Source organism: Lysinibacillus sp. BF-4 (assembly GCF_000743635.1).
GTDB classification, from domain to species: Bacteria; Bacillota; Bacilli; order Bacillales_A; family Planococcaceae; genus Metalysinibacillus; species Metalysinibacillus saudimassiliensis.
Genome location: NZ_JPUW01000001.1, coordinates 338,178 through 355,634, shown reverse-complemented (window position 1 = coordinate 355,634; position 17,457 = coordinate 338,178). Strand labels below are relative to the sequence as shown.

Here is a 17,457-nt window from a genome sequence, read left to right as displayed (position 1 = left end):
AGCAGTAGCAAAATAACTTGAACCAACAAATTTAGACCGAATATTCTGTCACTATATTTCACAGAAAGTGATGTTACTAATTCTAAATTCTACTAACGCTTATTACTTTGCTGACTCACGTCCTGGAATAAACGAAGGATTTTTATAATTATCATATTCTAAAAAATCCATTGTCTTAATTTGATACCATACTTCTGGAAAGTGTTTTTGAAAAATACCATACGTAATAAAAATCCAATCTAATGCAATTAAGAATGCTAAAAGAATTAAACCCAACCCTACAATTCCCCAAAACATACTTAGAAAATTCTTTGCAATTACCATCACAATGTCCCTCCTCACCCTTATAAGTAAATTAACGAGTTACTACTATTCCATGTTTATTAAATTGCTGAAGCTGATAGCCTTCTTGCTTGTACGTTACTATTTCTTGTCTGGTAAAATGACCAACTAATAACAGCTGCTGCCCGTCTTCATACTTTGTCAGCGCTTGAATCATACGCTGTCACCTCATCAATCGTTTTCATTGGCTCGCTATCAGCTTTGTAGTCGCCACAATACGGTTCAATACCGAGTACAACGTAGCCTGCTCGTTGCATAAAATCTGTAACGTATACAATACGACGCAGTAAGTTACGCCCTGTAAAACGATAAGATAGATCCGCTGCACACGCTACTTCCTCAAGAATGAGCACATCTCCGACTTCATAGTTGCGATCCACCTTGCGAATCTCGAATGTTTTCTTTCCACTTTCGACATCAGCATAATAAGGCTGACGTAATTTTAAGCTATGTTCCTTCATGACTATCCCTCCATAATTTAAGATACTTTTTCCGAAATCTCAGCTACCCCTACATAATGCACGGTTGGCGTTAGCTGCTTGAAAAACCCCTGATGTTGACGAGCCAGTGCATTTTGCACCTCATCCTCGTCATAACAAATCGTTTTACAAACCAACTGCATGTCAGGCATTTTCCAAATCACAATCGCAAAAGGTGAAGTTGTAAATCCTACACACTGCACGTATGTACTATGCATAAAATCAGCTCCTTGTTCGTTATTACATACATGATACTACTAATGTATGCGATAATCAATACATTCGCTAAAACTTTACATACTTTATATTTTCATTGCATACACAACACGTTTACGTTTGTGTAAGTGCATGCAATGTGCGTCCTAGCTCATCAAGCGCAATTGGTTTGATTTTGTAATATGCCGATCGCGAAAGACAAAGTGAATCGTACACGTAATCATCCGCATAACACTGTCCGTCTCCCCTGCGTTTCAGGTATTTTAGTTCGATAAGTTGTTGAAAATCACCTGGCAACTCAGCTAGTGCTTTGTGTAAGGTAGCTAGCCATTCTTGCGCTGTGATTTTCTTTAACGCATAGCGTTCTACATTACTCTCATTGACACCTGTTACATGAGATGTAACATCCGACCAACTTGACGTAATAGACGGCACTGCTAATGTAGTTGCCACACGTTTCATTTGGTGATATTGCTTCAGCCACAACTCCGCAAAGCTCATAAAATATTTTTGCTGATTCGCTAAAATTCGATCTAATTCTTCAGTTGTAAATAGTTTATCCGCGGCATCTAAATAAGGACTCTCAATGCCAAATGCTAGTTGATTGCTGGTTCGCATGTAACCACTCCTTAAGTTTATTAAATTTCGCCTGTTTGAATTAATTTGCTAAGGTGTTGCGTTCGCTTTTGTGCTAACTCCTTGCGGTAACTCGTTGCCGCATTATATACGGGCTGGCACATCTCTAAAAGACGATCATGAATACGACTCCCTAACTTGGCACAAATTTCATCGGTAGTCAGGTTAGATGTAGCAACTACTGGCCGATTACAACGATAACGTGTATCCAAAATGCGATATACGGTCTCTTCCACCCAATCACTAATTTTCTCCGCACCAATATCATCAATAATCAATAAATCGCACACAGCAAGTGCCTTTAAAATATCGTCTTGGGTTTCTTTAGCTGCCTTGTTAAACGTTGATTTAATTTTGTTTAATAAATCCGTCATCGAGATAAAAACAATGACATGTCCCTGAGCGACTAAAGCGTTATGAACTGCCGCAGCTAAATGTGTCTTACCGTTACCTGGCTCACCAAAAAATAATAAGGCATTAGGGTTTTCTTTGTTAAAACGACTAACATAGTGCTTTGCGAGCTTCAATGAATTTTCGGTACCTGGGCGCACTGTGAAATTCGTAAATGTCACATTTTGATAGCGGTTGCCCACATCGCTGATTGCAAATAAGCGCCTCACATCTTTTTCACGCTGATAATTCTCAAAGCGCTTTTGTTCCGCTGCTTGTAGCTTAGTAACGCATTTACACACAGGCTGTACAGTACGCTTCCTCCCAAGCACCTCAACTTCCAAAGGTGGCACCAGCGTGCCGCAGTGCACACACACAACACCATCTGGGTTAGACAGAGTAGTTGCGCCATTCTTCGTGATGTTGTCCACTAGCTGGTTCATTAGATCCGTTGATTGATTGTGGCTCATAAGGCACCCCTCCTTTATTTTTTTCGAACGGTATTTCGTTTAGGTAAGCGTCAAAATTATCGCCATTAAACAACGTTGATGGGCGTAAGTAATTGGACCATTTGGGATGATGCAGCCAAACAGCGACTTTGTTATCAATGACGGTTTTTAAGTCTGCTAACGTGTAACCTTCAGCCAATCGTGCATTGATATATTTTTGGTTTCCTTTTGCCTTTGCGTTGTAATTACGACCCGTTCGTTGATTCAGGTAACCAATCACATCATCGTGCACCGATGAGCGCGCATCGTCTGTTGCGTCAGCAACGACATTGTTTTTATCTTCTGTAGTAATCTTTGTAGTAGTCTTTGTAGTAATCTTTGGTATTGCTTGCTCACCATGAGCATTCGATTGCTCACAGTGAGCGTTCGATTGCTCGTTTTGGGCTTTCGTATGCTCACCATGAGCATTCGATTGCTCAATTTGTCCATTCGGTTGGTCATTTTGTCCATTCGACTGTTCACCATAATTACTTGACTGCTCATTTTGGAATTCCGATTGAGGTAATGAATATCCTTCTAACACATAGCCTAATTTGATTAATGCTTGACTTAAAAATTGTAAATTCACACGATATTGCCATGTCTTATCCCACTTATATTTAGGGTTTCTACGCTTATCAATAAAGCCTTTTTCAGTTAAGCTTTTAAAAATGCGATCCATAGTCTGTCGGCTACATGTCAACATTGTTTCATCCAACATTTCCTCTGCCGTTTTGTACACCCAGCCACTCAGCAGTGTTTTTTTAATGTCCTCTGGGTCCATGGCTGTACCGTCATTAAAACGCTTGGCACGTGCAATTTCTTCTTGTAAAAAGTTATCCGAGTCCTTCGCACGCTCAGACCAAAAAATAAGTTGATTTAATACAATAGCTTCGTTAAGGCTGCCCGTTAGTACGACTAACTCCTCTTTGATGACGGCTCTTTTTAATTTCTGCATAGTGCAACTCCTTTACTACGAAATGTAATTCGTATTTTATAAAACATAATGTCGTTTAATGTGTTATGATTTCATGAACATTCTAGCTACATTCACCATCACCCCAACTTTTCTAACGATTCATGGGCTGCTGCTAAGTACTCGTGTGCCATCTGTGATAAATCACGTAAAGGCTTTGTGCCATGTCCCCAATGTTGGATTAAATCAAGTGCTTTAGCTGGACTAGCCAAAGCTACATCTGCAATTTGTTTAGGCAACTGCGCTCGAATCATGACAAGCTCTGGATTAATAACTGGTTTCATCAGTAAACACCCCCTTTCATTTAGTAGTTTTTGTTATTTTATTGGGTTATAATTAAGCTCTAAAACTGTTATCAATTAGCAATTCTGTTATAGATACGTTTAATGCATTAGCAATTCTTTCTAGCATTTTTAAAGAAGGATTTGCTTTATTATTTTCAATTTTGCTTATCGTTGACACGTCAGCAACTACTAGATCTGCTAATTGGTACTGGGTTAAATCACGTTTTTTTCTTAGTTCACGAATATTAATACCTACACTTTTATTCATAATTGAATATCCTCCTTAATTAACACCAATTATATTGGATTATATCCAATATATCAATAATATTATTGACTTTAATCCAATATTACGTCTTAAATGCCTAATATGATAAAATTTATGTTGAATATAATTCAATAAGGGTGATGATAATGTTTAATATCGGAAATCGTATTTCTTTACTACGAGAAGCAAATAATCTATCAGCAAATAAACTTTCTAAAGAGTTACAGGTCGATCCATCCACAATTAATAAAATAGAAAAAGGTACCGCTAAGCCCTCATTGGAATTACTCTTTAAAATTTGTAGTTATTTCGATATGTCGCTATCCGAATTTTTCGATACATCGGAGGCTTCATTATCCTCTGAGTTACTAGCATGGCTAGACATTGGGAAAAACTTGACTGATGAAGAACGTGCTACTGTTATCCAGATGATTAAATCGTTAAAAGCCTATTAATACCTACTCCAGCTAGTAAATTCTTATACTACTGGAGTTTTTGTTTGTTGCTTAAATATTTTTCTAAATGGACGTTTGTTTTCATAGCAATTACTCAGCTCTGTTCATTGTTATCCCAATTTTTTTTAACGATTCACCCGGTGCTAAGTACTCGTGTTCCATCAAGTACTCATGTGCCATCTGTGACAAATCACGTAAAGGCTTTGTGCCATGCCCCCAATGCTGGATTAAATCAAGTGCTTTCGCTGGACTAGTTAAAGCTACATCTGCAATTTGTTTAGGCAACTGCGCTCGAATCATGACAAGCTCTGGATTAATAACTGGTTTCATCAGTAAACAACTCCTCTTCTGTTAGTAGTTTTTGTTATTTTATTAAGATATAATAAACTACAGGTTAACTTTTTGTTTAAAAAAAATTTCATCTGGCTTTTTATTAAACACGTTCGCAATTCTAACGGCCATATCATAAGTCAAGCCCCGTTTTCCATTCTCTATAAACCAATAGTGTTCTTTGGATATACCTACTATTTCGGCTACTTTTTGATATGTCATTCCACTATCTTCTCTTATTTTTTTTAATTTAACTAATGTCATAACACACCTCCTAATTAACATAGTGTTAACTATATGATAGTTAACTTGATGTTTACTGTCAACAATTAAAATTTTGTTTATTCCTTTTTAGTTAACTTAGATTGTTATCCACTAGTTAACTTGTATAATTAAAGTATTGGCGAAAGTGAGGTATCATTATGAATGGTAAACGCCTAAAAGAGCTTCGTTTAAATAAGAAACTAACTCAAGAAGAGGTTGGCAAATTTGTAAATGTCACTAAAGTTTCTATCTCTGGTTATGAAAATAATACTCGTTCTCCAGACACAGAAACATTACAAAAGTTAGCTGATCTTTTTCAAGTAAGTACAGACTATATTTTAGGAAGAACGGATAAGCAAACTATTCCGAACGAAGATAGTAATAACGATAAAGAATTCAAAGAATGGCTAAACAACCCTGACTTGAATGTTTTTTATCGAGAATTGCCTAAATCTGAGGAAGATAAAATTAGGCAGCTACGGGAGATTTGGGAGATTATTAAAAAAAAGTAAAAAAGCATGATGATAAATTCATGCTTTTTATTGTATTACAAACAACCATTATATATAATTTATACCATTAATTAGACACAGGAGAGATGTAATGTGAAACTTGATGCACAAAATTATTTTATTGAAGACAATATGTACTTACGTAGACCACAACGTGAAGCTTATACCGCTGTTAAAAATGCTTTTCAACAAAATCCTGATACACACAAAATTGTTGTATTACCAACTGGTACAGGGAAAACAGGCTTGATTGGTTGTTTACCTTTAGGCATAGCTAAAGGGCGTGTTTTAATAATAACTCCTGGTTTAATAATTAGAGAAGGTATTTCAGATGCCTTTGATACACGAAATGCACTAAACTTTTGGTCTAAACACAAAGTTATTATAAACGATGATAATTTACCTACATTTTATCGGTATGCTGGATTTAAACCTAAGAGTCCAAGTGACAAGAAAAGAGTGATAACATATTTAAACGATGCTGATATTATAGTAACCAACATTCACAAAGTCTCTGGAAACGGATCTAAACAGACGTTAACTAATCTATTGAAAAAAGATTTTTTTGATATGATAATTATTGACGAGGCGCACCATTCGGAAGCTCAAACATGGTTAGATGCTCTAGATTATTTTGATGCAAAAAAAATTATTAAATTAACAGCAACTCCGTTTAGAGATGATAAGGTTCCACTCACTGGTGATGAAATCTATAATTATAAATTATCAGATGCTATAAAAGAAAAGTATATCAAAAACATAGTTAATGAAACTCATAGTGAAGAGACGCTACAATTTGAGGTTGACGGCGAGCTTGTAGATAAAGAAACAGCTTTAACTTTAATGGATGCCAATAAACTTACTAGAAGCGTGGCGTATTCCATGAGTTGTAGTAAAACCATTGTAGATATCAGTTTAGAAAAATTGTCTGAAAAACGTACAAATGGGAACGCTCATCATCAAATTATTGCTGTTGCATGTAGCATTGATCATGCTAAACAAATTACTGAACTTTATAGACAATCAGGAGCTAGTGCTGAATATGTCTCCAGTGAAGATACAGAAGCAGCCAGCAAAAGTATCATTGAGTTTAAAAAGGGCCAAATAGATGTATTAGTAAATGTTGATATGTTAGGTGAAGGGTTCGATCACCCTAATATTAGTATAGCAGCCATCTTCCGTCCTTTTCGTTCACTTGCGCCCTACGCACAATTTATAGGTCGTGCACTCCGTCGTATAAATAGTCCTAATGCTATTGATAACATTGATAATATCGCAAATGTAGTTTATCACACCGAGCTCCAATTAGATGAATTATGGAAGTATTACACTTCACAAACAATTGAAGCTCAAACTAAATCAAATATCACTAGATTTATTGATATGGAATATAACCGTAGTAGTGATATAAGTGAAGTTAAGGGTACTGGTGCTATTATTACAACTATTAGTGAATTTTTAAATGATGGTTCTGCAAATCACTATAAAGAAGAGCTTCAATCTATCATTAAAAAACGTGAACAAAAACTAAATCAACAGCTCGAGATGTTACGAAATATTGGAACTGATGAAAAGATGTTAAATGCTATCAAAAGAAGTTATCAGCAAGAATTAGAACAAGATATTACAAACAAAAGAAATCAATTACGTGAAGAACTATTACGTGAAGAGTTGCATAATAACTATCGCAAACAGGTAGATGAACTTTTAACTAATTTATTCATTGAAACATCGTTGGATCCTACAACCAGGGAACTTGTTGAAAATACGTCAAACCCTATGTATAAATCTTTGTCTGATAACGCTGCTTATACAAATGTTTATGTTAATTATCAAATGAAACGTCACTTAAAACGTGGAATTGATGAATGGGAACGTTACGATTTTGAAGAAGCAGAAAAAATATTGCCAGATTATATTGCTAAACTTAAAGAAAAGATTAATAATATGTTGAAGGAGGGGGATAACTAATGTCTGAATACCTTAACAAAATAGTTGACTTATTAATGTACCAGGGAGTAACACCTGAAGAATTATTACACCAAGTCTCTCAACAGAATCACTTATCTTTAATTAGTGATTCAAGTTCAAAATCTACTCGTAATATTATCATTTCTGAAAAATTAGCATTTAATACCTCTGTAGTTGATGCATATGTATTTAATTATGATGGTGATTTAATTAAACAAACAGTCACAATCAACGGTAAAAATACAGTTATTTTCAATAAATATGCTGAAGCTAAACAAATGATAGAAAATATTTCCACTCAATATCAAAGTATAGTGTAAAACAAAGCCTCTATTTACTTAATAGAGGCTTTGTTTTACACTGAAATAGAACAAATGTTCTACAGAGGTGGGATATCGTGTATTTTACTCATACAGAAGATTTAATTGAAAATTTGTTGACTACGCGCTGTAACATACAAAAGCCTGAGGATCTCAGCATTGAACACATCTCTTGCTCCTTAGGTATTGATGTGCATTTTTGGTTAGATACGAGCATGACCATTTATTATGATGAAATTATGTATATCATGCTAAACAATAAGCAATCGAAGGAGCTACTATGGCTAGATTTTTGTCATGAGTTAGCACATATTTTTTTGCACGCTGGTAGACAAGATAAATCAATCAACTGGTTAGATTGGATTAACTATCAGGAGAGTAAAGCTGACTATTTGATGCGTCATATTTGTATACCCACCTTTATGCTTCAGCAAGAAGACAATTGGACAATATCTGACATCATCAACAGGTTTAAAGTAACAAAAGAATTAGCAATTAAACGATTTGAAGAGTATTCTCGCAATAAACAATTTCGTGTGTGCAAGAGTAGTCGAAAAGAAATCAAAGAAATGATAAGCTAAGTCATTATTAGCGAAAATTTCATTAGGAGTGAGTGGAATGAGCAAACATAATGTGGCCATATATATTCGTGTATCAACTAAGCTGCAAGAAGACCGCTACAGCTTACCTGCTCAACGTCACGAATTAACAAAATATGCGGAACAGCAAGGCTGGCACATTACAAAAATTTATGAAGATGTGGACTCAGGGGCAAACTATGAAAAAGCAGGACTAACAAAGCTCCTAGATGCTGTCGATGATGGTTTTGTTGATATAGTGCTAGTAACAGACCAAGACCGTCTATCTCGCCTTGATACAGTCAATTGGGAGTTGCTTAAAGGTGTTTTACGTGACAATGGTGTAAAAATAGCAGAGCCTGGCAATATCGTTGATCTAACCAATGAAGATGACGAGTTTTTTAGCGATCTAAAAAACCTCTTTGCACAGCGAGAGCGACGTGCAATCAAACGTCGTATGACACGAGGACTAAAGCAGTATACACGTGAGGGGAAAATCTATGGCCGCCAAGCTGACGAGTACATCTATGACGCTAGCACCAATAGCGTCACAATAAATGAAGAGCACGCTTGGGTGATTTCTTATATTGATGATTTATTTGTAAATAAGAATCTAAGCATCAATCAAATTGCAAGCAGATTAAATAAGATTAGCAAAACCCCTAATGGTGGTACGTGGCAATCTCAGCAAGTTTCAGTAAAGCTCAACGCTAAATGCTACCACGGGATACTTGAAAGACGCTTTGGTAGCGATATAATCAGTGTGCCTAATGTTTACCCCAAGCTACGCACAAAAGCAGTATATGAAGCCATACAAGCACGTATTAATAAGCGTTATAGAGAATACCCTCAAAGTAAACATGCTCATGCCTTGAGAGCCTTGAAATACCGTTGCCCTAAGTGCAATTATTATTTATCCATAGGATTTGGTTATCAGAATGGACAAACTGTTAATGCTTATTTAAAACACAACAATTACTTTCATCACAAAGCATGTTCGCTCCAACCATCAATTCATACTGACCGTATTACCCGACCGCTCTTTCAAGCGATTAAATCTATTTTAAAGGACGAAGAATTGGCGGAAAAATATTTAGCAGTAGACTTTAGTAAAGATAAGAAAGAATTAAATACGTTAAAAAAAGTAAATACTAAATTAAAGTCACGATTACAGAAAACAAAAGGTAAACTAGACAAGCTCATTGATTTATATATGGATGGACATTGGTCTAAGCAATCGTTAGATACAAAACGCTATACCATTGAACAAGAAATAAAGTCGCTAGAAGATGAAGTCCAAGCCAAACAATCAAAAATAACAATGATCGAGGAGCAGCGGTATAATTACGATAGTTTTATCCGAGGTATTAATCTCGGAGAAGAATATCTAGCAATCATAGATAATATTGAAAATGAACTCACAGAAAGCGAAAAAGCAGATTTGTTAGGATCCTTAATTAATGAAGCAGAACTACGTTGCACTGGAGAGGATCAATACGAGATGACGTTTGCATTTAATAACAAATTAGGCTTTGACCTTAAGTTTGATATTAAAGTTGATGATTATAACGTAGTAGCAGCGCGCCAATTAAGAGAACGTCAATACAAGCGCTATATAGCTACTCAACAGCTATTAAATAAACAATCAAAACCTATATCTTTCATGCAACTAAAAAGAATGACTGGATTAAACGCTGAAACCTTAAGAAAAGATGAAAAACGCTTTGGTAAATACAATAACCTATTACCTGGTAGGGCTTCTGACGAAAAACGCAAAATTGCTGTAGCTATCATAAAGGAATGTTTAGCTGAAGACATTAAAATGAGTAGTTATAAAATTGCAGATCGCGCTAAAATTAATCAAGGTACTGTACTTAAATACATCAAAAAATATAACCTAAGGTAAGAACATACACTTTATGTTGCTACCTTAAGTTACATTAGATAATACGATAGTTGTTGTTTTCAGTTATTAACACAATCGCAATAATAAATAAAACAACAAGCATTTCAACTAGAGTAAAACCTTTTTCATTTCGCACAAAAAAACCTCCTAAAATTTCATCATATTATAAATAGGTACTAATAGGCTGACATAAGCCGCCACAATACAAAGCGCAATAATTACAAATAACAAGGGTTGCATAGCACTAATTAAGCGCTCTAACCACTTTGTTGTGCGCTCCTCTAGCAACTCACTATAAATTAATAACTCCTTACTTAAAAACCCGCTTTTTTCGCCATGCTCAATAAACATCAGCAGTTGTGGCGCTAAATCATCACTTAACGCAATGACTGTTGGCAGTGGCGTGCCCTGTAACACTTGTTCATGTGTTGCCATAGCAATATAACGGATATAAGCGTGGTACGTTTGCTGACGCAAAATTAGCAAGCTGTCTTGCAAAGAGATGCCTGCATGTAGCAGCGCGCCTAAGTGTGCGGCAAACTGTCTTGTTAAACGTGTTTTATGAATAGTGCGCCAAAGCACAAGACGGCGCTGAATACGAAGTTGTTGTTCAATGGGTTGTTTACGAATGTAGTAGGTCACTGCAATAATGCTGAGGGATATACTAACAAAGAGGAATAAAAAGAAGTCAGGTAAATACAGTAATAGCTCATATAGCCGCACCTCATCAGCGGCAGTTGTTTGTCGCTCTGCAGTAATTGCAGCAATACGTGGAAAAAAGGCTGTGCGAAAAACTAAAAACATAAAAAATAAGAGTGTAAGTAACGTTGCTGGATACAGCATCGCCTGCCTAAATTTTTGTTTAAGACGTTCTTCTGTAGCAATTTGTTCAGCTACACGTGCAAAGGCAGCAATCATCTCTCCGTCACGCTCAGCAATTGTAAAGGTAATTAAATGATGCGGGGCTACTGCAAAAAGCTCCATTACCTCTACTACACCATGCCCCTCACGCAACTGCTCCATAATTGTTGTTGTAGCAAGTTCCACATTTTTCACATGGTGCGGTAGCAACACAATAATAGCCTCCGAAAAATGATAGCCTTCTGCTAATAACTCACTTAGTTTTTTCATAAAGCTCACCTTATCCTTAATAAACAAATCACGCTTACTGCGCCGCTTGGCTAGCCACTGCTTCAAGAACTCGTCTCCAAGTTGGCAATGCAGCGCTTTTGATAAGCTAAAGACAGCTCTGTTGGAATGCTATACCAGTCCCCTGCACGAATCGCACTAAATGCTTCGCGTAGCGCATCACCCTGCAAAATTTCATAAATTGCGGTGCGTTCATCAGCAACTGTTATAAGTTGCTGTGCAACAATACCAACTACACTTTGGCGCAAATCTTCAAAGCTAATGCCAAGCGATAACATACGGTACAAGCATCCTACCGTATCTTTAGCATGTACTGTCGTTAATACGAGATGCCCTGTAAGCGCTGCTTCAATCGCTACCTTCGCTGTATCCGTATCTCTAATCTCGCCTACCATAATCACATCAGGTGAGTGCCTAAGAATAGCTTTAAGCCCCGTGGCATATGTAACACCTGCACGTTCATTCACTTGGATTTGTAAAATATTTTGTTGGTTACTTTCGACAGGGTCTTCGAGGGAAATAACATTGCGGTTTAGTGCATGTGCACTGTGATGAATAAGGGAGTAAAGTGAGGTTGTTTTGCCCGAGCCTGTAGCACCCGTTAAAATAATAATGCCTTGCTCGGTTTGTGTGAGCGCAAGCAATGACTTAGCGCTTTGTGGAAAATAACTAAGGGTTTCTAGCTCTGTGGACTGATTTTGTAGTAACACCCTTATAATTAGGCTTTCTTTCATTTGGACAGCTGGTAGCGTGGATACACGAAAGGCGTAGAGGGTAGTGCTAATCTGTTGCTTAAAAGCACCGCTTTGAGGTTTGCGTTTCTCACTAATATCAAGCGAGGACAAAAATTTAAAATAGGAAATCATCCGCTCTCCTAAATCCGTCGTTATCTCCCCTACCTCCATGCGGTAATTATTACGTTTAAAATACACATAATAATTTGTTTCAAGTGGGGTTAATTGAATGTCAGAGGCGTTAAATTGAATTGCTTTTTGTAAGAGCTGGTCGCACTTTTTTTCAATAACTGATTCTACTACCATATGATTGGCTCCTTTCTGCTTGTGCTTACTTGCAGTATAAAGCGTTACTTTCGAAATGAAAAGACCAACGACGAAAGTTACATTTTGCTAGTCTTTTTTGCTATATTATTTTATTTTGCGTGATTTTGATGGGAGATAATTCATTTTTAGCGCCTTTTTTATTATCAATTTTGCCAAAATCCTTTTCTTTGTCACAAGTTAATTGAAGTTGCGGTTTACATCTATGGAGGTGTTCACTTATAATGAAGTAGAGATTATTTTGTCTTTTTGTAAAAGGAGGGAATTATGAATGGATAACGTGTATAAAATGCTAGGTTTCTGGACAGGGATCTTTGCAGTTATGTTCTACCTTGGTGGTATGAATGAGATTTCGCTATTATTCTTAGGTAATACTGGTCTATTTATTTTATTAGGTTTCTTAAAATTATCAGAACGCATGTATATGTACATTTTCGGAGCATATTTAACGATTTTCTTCGCAGGCTTCACGTACTATACAACTTTCATTCACACACCTGGTGCAGGTCACTGATAATAAAAGCTGCTGTCATTGCTGACAGCAGCTTTTTTCATTAAAATCCATTTAAAAATGGATTGTTTTCCATCTCATCAGCAGGTGTAGTATCACGTCCATGCCCTGGGTAAATGACCGTATACTCTGGCAGCGTTAATAATTTATCATGGATAGATGCCATTAATATATCTGTAGAGCCACCGTATAAATCCGTACGCCCTACACTACGCTCAAATAATGTATCCCCTACAATGGCAAAACCGTCGTCTTCAAAAATATAACTAATGCTCCCTGGTGAATGCCCTGGTGTAAATACCGCCTTAAATGTAAAATCACCAATTGTCATTGTGCATTCTTCACGTATAATATTTTCGGGCAGTGGTGGTTGCACAGTATAGTTAGGTAACATTGCATACTTACCTGAGCCATTTTTATCTGGATTGCTTAACCAGCTAACTTCCTTCTCATGTAACCATAGTGGCACATCATAGGCTTGTCTGAGGCCATCTACAGCCCCAATATGATCAAAATGCGCGTGGGTTAATAAAATCGCTAGTGGTTTTAAGCCCTTACTGCGCAACTCCTTAATGATGCGCTCTGCCTCCTCACCTGGATCAAAAATTAAACAGTCTTTTGCCTTGTTCGATACGATATAACAGTTTGTTTGAACAGGCCCTAATGCATAACTTCTTACATTTAGCATTGTCATCACCTCACTAATAGTATACGCTATTTGACCATAAATGTTCATACAATGCCATATATTAGCCCTCGACAAATGTTATATTACCATTTACAATAAAGAAGGAATATTTTTTACGATAATACATAGTATTGTCGAAAGGAGTGGCTATTCATGAACTTATTAATGGTTATTTTCGGTTTAGTAGCGATTTTATCTGTAGTAGGTACTTTCCAAGCAATTAAAGAAAAGAATTTATTAAGTATTGTTTTCAACTTGGCAAGTGCTGCTGTGTTCGGCTGGTTCACAGTAATGACAATCATCGAACAAGGTTACCCACCAACATTATAAAATCGGTATAAAAATAGCGTTCGCTTAGGCGGGCGCTATTTTTATACCTACCGCACAAAAAAAGCAGCCGCATTAGCGACTGCTTTTTATTATTTCATAGCAGATTCTTTTAGGTTACCTGTCTTCTCATCATAAAAGCGCATTAAGTCACCATTAATAATAGCATCAGAGTTTTTCAACTCAAGTGACGCACGGTCAATAAACGGCTGACATGGTGCAACATCCTCAAGTGGCTCGCCTGTTGAACGGTCATAGCACACCTCACCTGCATACACATACTCATCTGTAATAAAGCGACCATCACGGAAGATAACAAAGTCCTCGTGCTCTGGTGAGAATAAATCCGCACCTAGCTGTAAGTCTTTTGATGTTTCGATACCTAATAAGTGTAAAATAGTTGGACGTAAATCAATTTGTCCCGCAACCTCATCCATTTCCTTACCTTCTCCCGAACCTGGGATGTGTACGAATAATGGTACAGATTGCAGTAACGCACTATCATAAGGTGTAATTTCTTCTTTATCTAAATACATAGACATCGCCTTATTATGGTTTTCTGAAATACCATAGTGGTCACCATACATTACAATAATTGAGTTATCATAAACGCCCTGTGCTTTTAATTCGTCAAAGAATTTTTTCACAGCTTCGTCCATATAACGTACCGTTTGGAAGTAACGATTTAACGTACCCGAGTTTGAATCATACTCATTAATCATCTTATCCTCTTCATCTAAGTAAAATGGATAGTGATTTGTTAATGTGATTAAGCGTGAATAGAATGGCTGTGGCATTTCGCCAATATGCTTAGCTGACTGCTCCATAAATGGAATGTCCTTCATACCCCAGTTAACAGCTTCACCTTCACCAATTTCGTATGAATTAACATCATAGAACTTATCAATATTTAATGATTTATACATCATATCGCGATTCCAGAAAGATTTATTATTAGGGTGCATCACATTGGTGAAGTAGCCATTTTCATTTAAGCGGTTAGCTAATGAATTATACGTATTACCACCATGTGTAAAGAATACAGCCCCACGGCCTAAACCAAATAATGAGTTTTCAAAAATAAACTCTGAATCGGAAGTTTTACCTAAACCTGTTTGGTGATAAAACTCATCAAAATAAAACGTATCTTTGTCTTTAGTTAATGAGTTAAGGAAAGGTGTTACCACTTCTCCGTTCATTTCGTTGTTAATGACAAAGTTTTGCAGTGACTCTAATGATACAGCAATAACGTTACGTCCTTTATACTTACCAAACATCTCTGCGTTAACGGTTGCTTGATTTGAACGAATGTAGTTGTTTACTTCTACTAATTCGCTACCATCTGCAAGTGCACGCTGTGCTGAAGATTTAGATTGGATGTAAATATCATATAAATGGTAGTTATACGTACCAATATTTTTCACTAATAATTCGCGGTCAAAACTACGTGTTAATAGTTGAGGTCGCTCTGTTTCAGCTAAGCCTAAGTTTAAGAATAACATCGCAACAGCGAGTACAAAGTACGCACGGCGGAACTCTACATTTACTTTAAGCATGCTCTCTTGCATTTTTGGTGCTAACTTCATCGCAACGATTAATAAAATCACGTCAGCAAAGAAGAAAATATCCGTTAATTGGATTGTCTCTAATGCTGAGTTACCTAAGTCACCAAAGTTACTTGTTTGCATTAATACAGGCAACGTTACAAAGTCGCTAAAGAAGCGATAAAACGCTGCGTTACCATATAATACAATAGACAATAGGCTAGCTACCGTAATAATATATCGATTGCGTCCCTTTGTTGTTTTAAAAAATAGTGAAATCCCATAAATAAATAGTAAAAAGCTAAGTGGATTGATAATTAAAATTAAGTGCTGCATCGGGTTTTCAATTTTCATATCAAAACTCGTGTAGTATACCACTACCGTTTTAATCCACGTTGCTAGTATGGCAAGAATTAAAAGCGAATGCTTTGGCCATTTTTTTGACTCCATTCTCGACATCCTTTCTCTGTTGTTTGCGAGTGCAATCATGTGAAACAAAATCTATCGTAATCTTTTTTACAAAAATACGCAATAATTATCTATCAGCTTAACAAATTTTACGCTGAAAGGAAAATGTATCGCCTATATTAATAGTATACGTTTTTGTAAGCGTAAAGTTTCATTTATGTAAAAGTGAGTAGCTTTTCACACAAATAAAGAAAGACACCTAGTAATATGAAGGTGTCTTACGCATCGTCTTGTTGTAATTTGCTGCGTTCTTTTGTTTCGCGCTGGCGAATTAACAATAAAGCCATTTGATAATCCTTAACATCTAGTACCTGCGCCTTGTACAGCTCTTTTATTTCGTCTTCCATTAGGGTTAAATCGCCGAGTGGGTCACGCGTGTAAATAAACGTGCCATACCCTTTTAATAAATCATAAATATCTGCCATGGTTTTCATTGGCTGTCCCTCTCTCGTACACAATTTATAACGGCCGTGCTTGTCACGAGCGTATCAATAGGTATATCATACACATCTCGTGGCACATTGTCACGCACTTGGTTATCAAAGGCTAGCGCGATTGTTGGCAGTGGATTTGTTGCTAAAAAGCGATCATAATAACCCCCACCAAAGCCAATGCGGTAACCTTGAGGTGAAAATACGACACCTGGTGTAATAACAACATCAATATTACTTGCCGCTAGTTTGTCACAAATTAATGGATTAGGTTCACGTAAATCCATATAGACGGTTTCGAGTGCCGAAAAATCTTCGAGTATGTAAAATTGCATCGTTTTAGTTACCGTATCACATTTTGGTACAGCAACCGTTTTGCCGAGTTGCCAAAGTGCCTCAATGATAGCTGTTGTATCCACCTCAGGTCGGCGCGATACAGTAATTGCGATTGTAGTTGCTTCCATTATAATAGGTAAGCTTAAGAGCTTATGTCCGAGCTCATGTGAGTCATTTACGTATGTACGGTAGGTCATTGCTTGTAGTTCCGCTAAAACTTCTTTGCGTAGCTGTTGCTTCATCTAAACACCTCCAAAATAAATAAAAGCCAAAACCACCGAGGGCTTTGGCTAGAGCGATTACTTTGTTTCACGGTGAAGAGTGTATTTCTTCTCGCGAGAGCAATATTTTTTAAGTTCAAGACGCTCTGGATTGTTACGCTTGTTTTTCTTTGAAATATAGTTACGTTCGCCGCAGTCTGTGCAAGCTAGAGTAATGTTTACGCGCATTATTAACCCTCCCACTCTATATGTTAAATTTTAATTTTTATGAGCATGTTTCATACGACTTTTCAATTATAACATAATCCT

The 17,457-nt window shown here is 36.7% G+C and carries 26 protein-coding genes; 8 read left to right on the top strand and 18 right to left on the bottom strand.

The genetic code is table 11. The annotated features are described in order from the left end of the window. Positions 1–102: 102 nt before the first annotated feature. The 8 genes from CH76_RS01860 to CH76_RS01820 form a co-directional block, all read right to left on the bottom strand. Positions 103–327, bottom strand: coding sequence for a hypothetical protein (locus tag CH76_RS01860; RefSeq protein ID WP_152553270.1), 225 nt, complete (start codon positions 325–327; stop codon positions 103–105). Positions 328–473: 146 nt separating this feature from the next. Beyond that, positions 474–803 (bottom strand): DUF3850 domain-containing protein, encoded by a 330-nt coding sequence (locus CH76_RS01855; RefSeq protein WP_081892593.1) that lies wholly within the window; start codon positions 801–803, stop codon positions 474–476. 17 nt (positions 804–820) lie between these two features. Further along, entirely contained in the window at positions 821–1,039 is a 219-nt protein-coding gene (locus CH76_RS01850) for a hypothetical protein (RefSeq protein ID WP_036142020.1), read from the bottom strand. Positions 1,040–1,151: 112 nt separating this feature from the next. Further along, a complete protein-coding gene (locus CH76_RS01845) occupies positions 1,152–1,655 on the bottom strand; it encodes an ArpU family phage packaging/lysis transcriptional regulator (RefSeq protein WP_036142017.1) in 504 nt (167 codons plus the stop codon). A gap of 20 nt (positions 1,656–1,675) precedes the next feature. Beyond that, complete coding sequence (locus tag CH76_RS01840; RefSeq protein ID WP_235190334.1) at positions 1,676–2,533, bottom strand: ATP-binding protein; 858 nt, start codon at positions 2,531–2,533, stop codon at positions 1,676–1,678. Beyond that, positions 2,454–3,509 carry a conserved phage C-terminal domain-containing protein gene (locus CH76_RS13405; RefSeq protein WP_051910129.1) on the bottom strand — a complete coding sequence of 352 codons (1,056 nt, stop codon included), beginning with the start codon at positions 3,507–3,509 and terminating at the stop codon, positions 2,454–2,456. Before CH76_RS13405 ends, CH76_RS01840 begins: the two co-directional genes overlap by 80 nt. A gap of 98 nt (positions 3,510–3,607) precedes the next feature. After that, on the bottom strand, positions 3,608–3,811 hold the full coding sequence (locus tag CH76_RS01825; protein ID WP_036142012.1) for a hypothetical protein: 204 nt from the start codon (positions 3,809–3,811) through the stop codon (positions 3,608–3,610). 52 nt (positions 3,812–3,863) lie between these two features. Continuing rightward, the gene (locus tag CH76_RS01820) at positions 3,864–4,079 is read right to left on the bottom strand and encodes a helix-turn-helix domain-containing protein (RefSeq protein WP_036142010.1); all 216 of its coding nucleotides are present in this window, start codon (positions 4,077–4,079) and stop codon (positions 3,864–3,866) included. Between the two features lie 146 nt (positions 4,080–4,225). On the opposite strand from CH76_RS01820, the gene CH76_RS01815 reads away from it, so the two are divergent. Further along, positions 4,226–4,534 carry a helix-turn-helix domain-containing protein gene (locus CH76_RS01815; RefSeq protein WP_036142008.1) on the top strand — a complete coding sequence of 103 codons (309 nt, stop codon included), beginning with the start codon at positions 4,226–4,228 and terminating at the stop codon, positions 4,532–4,534. A 90-nt stretch (positions 4,535–4,624) separates the two neighbouring features. Here the strand turns inward: CH76_RS01815 and CH76_RS01810 are convergent, their stop codons facing one another. Continuing rightward, entirely contained in the window at positions 4,625–4,864 is a 240-nt protein-coding gene (locus CH76_RS01810; protein WP_036142006.1) for a hypothetical protein, read from the bottom strand. Positions 4,865–4,921: 57 nt separating this feature from the next. Then, entirely contained in the window at positions 4,922–5,128 is a 207-nt protein-coding gene (locus tag CH76_RS01805) for a helix-turn-helix transcriptional regulator (protein ID WP_036142004.1), read from the bottom strand. A 158-nt stretch (positions 5,129–5,286) separates the two neighbouring features. Here CH76_RS01805 and CH76_RS01800 point away from each other — a divergent pair, with 158 nt between their 5' ends. The 5 genes from CH76_RS01800 to CH76_RS01780 all read left to right on the top strand — a co-directional run bounded on the left by CH76_RS01800 (position 5,287) and on the right by CH76_RS01780 (position 10,415). Beyond that, entirely contained in the window at positions 5,287–5,640 is a 354-nt protein-coding gene (locus tag CH76_RS01800) for a helix-turn-helix domain-containing protein (RefSeq protein WP_036142001.1), read from the top strand. 93 nt (positions 5,641–5,733) lie between these two features. Further along, positions 5,734–7,611 (top strand): DEAD/DEAH box helicase, encoded by a 1,878-nt coding sequence (locus CH76_RS01795; RefSeq protein WP_051910127.1) that lies wholly within the window; start codon positions 5,734–5,736, stop codon positions 7,609–7,611. Then, on the top strand, positions 7,611–7,931 hold the full coding sequence (locus CH76_RS01790) for a hypothetical protein (protein WP_036141999.1): 321 nt from the start codon (positions 7,611–7,613) through the stop codon (positions 7,929–7,931). The genes CH76_RS01795 and CH76_RS01790 overlap by 1 nt, the downstream gene beginning before the upstream one ends. 77 nt (positions 7,932–8,008) lie before the next feature. Further along, positions 8,009–8,512: an ImmA/IrrE family metallo-endopeptidase gene (locus tag CH76_RS01785; protein WP_051910125.1), complete on the top strand. Its 504-nt coding sequence runs from the start codon at positions 8,009–8,011 to the stop codon at positions 8,510–8,512. Positions 8,513–8,549: 37 nt separating this feature from the next. Then, positions 8,550–10,415, top strand: coding sequence for a recombinase family protein (locus CH76_RS01780; protein ID WP_036141996.1), 1,866 nt, complete (start codon positions 8,550–8,552; stop codon positions 10,413–10,415). 34 nt (positions 10,416–10,449) lie between these two features. Here the strand turns inward: CH76_RS01780 and CH76_RS13640 are convergent, their stop codons facing one another. The 3 genes from CH76_RS13640 to comGA are packed head-to-tail and all read right to left on the bottom strand — an operon-like array spanning position 10,450 to position 12,604. After that, on the bottom strand, positions 10,450–10,551 hold the full coding sequence (locus tag CH76_RS13640; RefSeq protein WP_081892591.1) for a prepilin-type N-terminal cleavage/methylation domain-containing protein: 102 nt from the start codon (positions 10,549–10,551) through the stop codon (positions 10,450–10,452). Positions 10,552–10,562: 11 nt separating this feature from the next. Further along, the gene (gene comGB / locus CH76_RS01775; RefSeq protein ID WP_036141994.1) at positions 10,563–11,612 is read right to left on the bottom strand and encodes a competence type IV pilus assembly protein ComGB; all 1,050 of its coding nucleotides are present in this window, start codon (positions 11,610–11,612) and stop codon (positions 10,563–10,565) included. Then, the gene (gene comGA / locus CH76_RS01770; protein WP_036141992.1) at positions 11,609–12,604 is read right to left on the bottom strand and encodes a competence type IV pilus ATPase ComGA; all 996 of its coding nucleotides are present in this window, start codon (positions 12,602–12,604) and stop codon (positions 11,609–11,611) included. The genes comGB and comGA overlap by 4 nt, the downstream gene beginning before the upstream one ends. Positions 12,605–12,893: 289 nt before the next feature. On the opposite strand from comGA, the gene CH76_RS01765 reads away from it, so the two are divergent. Then, entirely contained in the window at positions 12,894–13,136 is a 243-nt protein-coding gene (locus CH76_RS01765) for a DUF2626 domain-containing protein (RefSeq protein ID WP_036141988.1), read from the top strand. Between the two features lie 40 nt (positions 13,137–13,176). Here the strand turns inward: CH76_RS01765 and CH76_RS01760 are convergent, their stop codons facing one another. Beyond that, positions 13,177–13,821, bottom strand: a complete 645-nt coding sequence (locus tag CH76_RS01760; protein ID WP_036141985.1) for an MBL fold metallo-hydrolase — start codon at positions 13,819–13,821, stop codon at positions 13,177–13,179. A 153-nt stretch (positions 13,822–13,974) separates the two neighbouring features. Between CH76_RS01760 and CH76_RS13635 the strand changes: the two genes are divergently transcribed. Beyond that, positions 13,975–14,151, top strand: coding sequence for a DUF2759 domain-containing protein (locus CH76_RS13635; RefSeq protein WP_036141981.1), 177 nt, complete (start codon positions 13,975–13,977; stop codon positions 14,149–14,151). Positions 14,152–14,240: 89 nt separating this feature from the next. Here CH76_RS13635 and CH76_RS01750 read toward each other — a convergent pair whose 3' ends face one another. The 4 genes from CH76_RS01750 to rpmG form a co-directional block, all read right to left on the bottom strand. Further along, on the bottom strand, positions 14,241–16,142 hold the full coding sequence (locus CH76_RS01750; protein ID WP_036141979.1) for an LTA synthase family protein: 1,902 nt from the start codon (positions 16,140–16,142) through the stop codon (positions 14,241–14,243). 236 nt (positions 16,143–16,378) lie between these two features. Then, positions 16,379–16,594: a YqgQ family protein gene (locus CH76_RS01745; protein WP_036141975.1), complete on the bottom strand. Its 216-nt coding sequence runs from the start codon at positions 16,592–16,594 to the stop codon at positions 16,379–16,381. Further along, positions 16,591–17,169 (bottom strand): 5-formyltetrahydrofolate cyclo-ligase, encoded by a 579-nt coding sequence (locus CH76_RS01740; RefSeq protein ID WP_036141972.1) that lies wholly within the window; start codon positions 17,167–17,169, stop codon positions 16,591–16,593. Before CH76_RS01740 ends, CH76_RS01745 begins: the two co-directional genes overlap by 4 nt. 57 nt (positions 17,170–17,226) lie before the next feature. Then, positions 17,227–17,376, bottom strand: coding sequence for a 50S ribosomal protein L33 (gene rpmG / locus CH76_RS13630; RefSeq protein WP_008408521.1), 150 nt, complete (start codon positions 17,374–17,376; stop codon positions 17,227–17,229). Positions 17,377–17,457 lie beyond the last annotated feature (81 nt).

Excerpts from the sequence above, each read along its gene's own strand:
- CH76_RS01815 (WP_036142008.1), top strand. The coding sequence starts at position 4,226 with ATGTTTAATATCGGAAATCGTATTTCTTTACTACGAGAAGCAAATAAT.
- CH76_RS01790 (WP_036141999.1), top strand. The coding sequence starts at position 7,611 with ATGTCTGAATACCTTAACAAAATAGTTGACTTATTAATGTACCAGGGA.
- CH76_RS13635 (WP_036141981.1), top strand. The coding sequence starts at position 13,975 with ATGAACTTATTAATGGTTATTTTCGGTTTAGTAGCGATTTTATCTGTA.
- CH76_RS01740 (WP_036141972.1), bottom strand. The coding sequence starts at position 17,169 with ATGAAGCAACAGCTACGCAAAGAAGTTTTAGCGGAACTACAAGCAATG.
- rpmG (WP_008408521.1), bottom strand. The coding sequence starts at position 17,376 with ATGCGCGTAAACATTACTCTAGCTTGCACAGACTGCGGCGAACGTAAC.
- CH76_RS01845 (WP_036142017.1), bottom strand. The coding sequence starts at position 1,655 with ATGCGAACCAGCAATCAACTAGCATTTGGCATTGAGAGTCCTTATTTA.
- comGA (WP_036141992.1), bottom strand. The coding sequence starts at position 12,604 with ATGGTAGTAGAATCAGTTATTGAAAAAAAGTGCGACCAGCTCTTACAA.
- CH76_RS01765 (WP_036141988.1), top strand. The coding sequence starts at position 12,894 with ATGGATAACGTGTATAAAATGCTAGGTTTCTGGACAGGGATCTTTGCA.
- CH76_RS01805 (WP_036142004.1), bottom strand. The coding sequence starts at position 5,128 with ATGACATTAGTTAAATTAAAAAAAATAAGAGAAGATAGTGGAATGACA.
- CH76_RS01760 (WP_036141985.1), bottom strand. The coding sequence starts at position 13,821 with ATGCTAAATGTAAGAAGTTATGCATTAGGGCCTGTTCAAACAAACTGT.
- CH76_RS01810 (WP_036142006.1), bottom strand. The coding sequence starts at position 4,864 with ATGAAACCAGTTATTAATCCAGAGCTTGTCATGATTCGAGCGCAGTTG.
- CH76_RS01840 (WP_235190334.1), bottom strand. The coding sequence starts at position 2,533 with ATGAGCCACAATCAATCAACGGATCTAATGAACCAGCTAGTGGACAAC.
- CH76_RS01800 (WP_036142001.1), top strand. The coding sequence starts at position 5,287 with ATGAATGGTAAACGCCTAAAAGAGCTTCGTTTAAATAAGAAACTAACT.
- CH76_RS01745 (WP_036141975.1), bottom strand. The coding sequence starts at position 16,594 with ATGAAAACCATGGCAGATATTTATGATTTATTAAAAGGGTATGGCACG.
- CH76_RS01780 (WP_036141996.1), top strand. The coding sequence starts at position 8,550 with ATGAGCAAACATAATGTGGCCATATATATTCGTGTATCAACTAAGCTG.
- CH76_RS13405 (WP_051910129.1), bottom strand. The coding sequence starts at position 3,509 with ATGCAGAAATTAAAAAGAGCCGTCATCAAAGAGGAGTTAGTCGTACTA.
- CH76_RS01820 (WP_036142010.1), bottom strand. The coding sequence starts at position 4,079 with ATGAATAAAAGTGTAGGTATTAATATTCGTGAACTAAGAAAAAAACGT.
- CH76_RS01825 (WP_036142012.1), bottom strand. The coding sequence starts at position 3,811 with ATGAAACCAGTTATTAATCCAGAGCTTGTCATGATTCGAGCGCAGTTG.
- CH76_RS01850 (WP_036142020.1), bottom strand. The coding sequence starts at position 1,039 with ATGCATAGTACATACGTGCAGTGTGTAGGATTTACAACTTCACCTTTT.
- CH76_RS01855 (WP_081892593.1), bottom strand. The coding sequence starts at position 803 with ATGAAGGAACATAGCTTAAAATTACGTCAGCCTTATTATGCTGATGTC.
- CH76_RS01750 (WP_036141979.1), bottom strand. The coding sequence starts at position 16,142 with ATGGAGTCAAAAAAATGGCCAAAGCATTCGCTTTTAATTCTTGCCATA.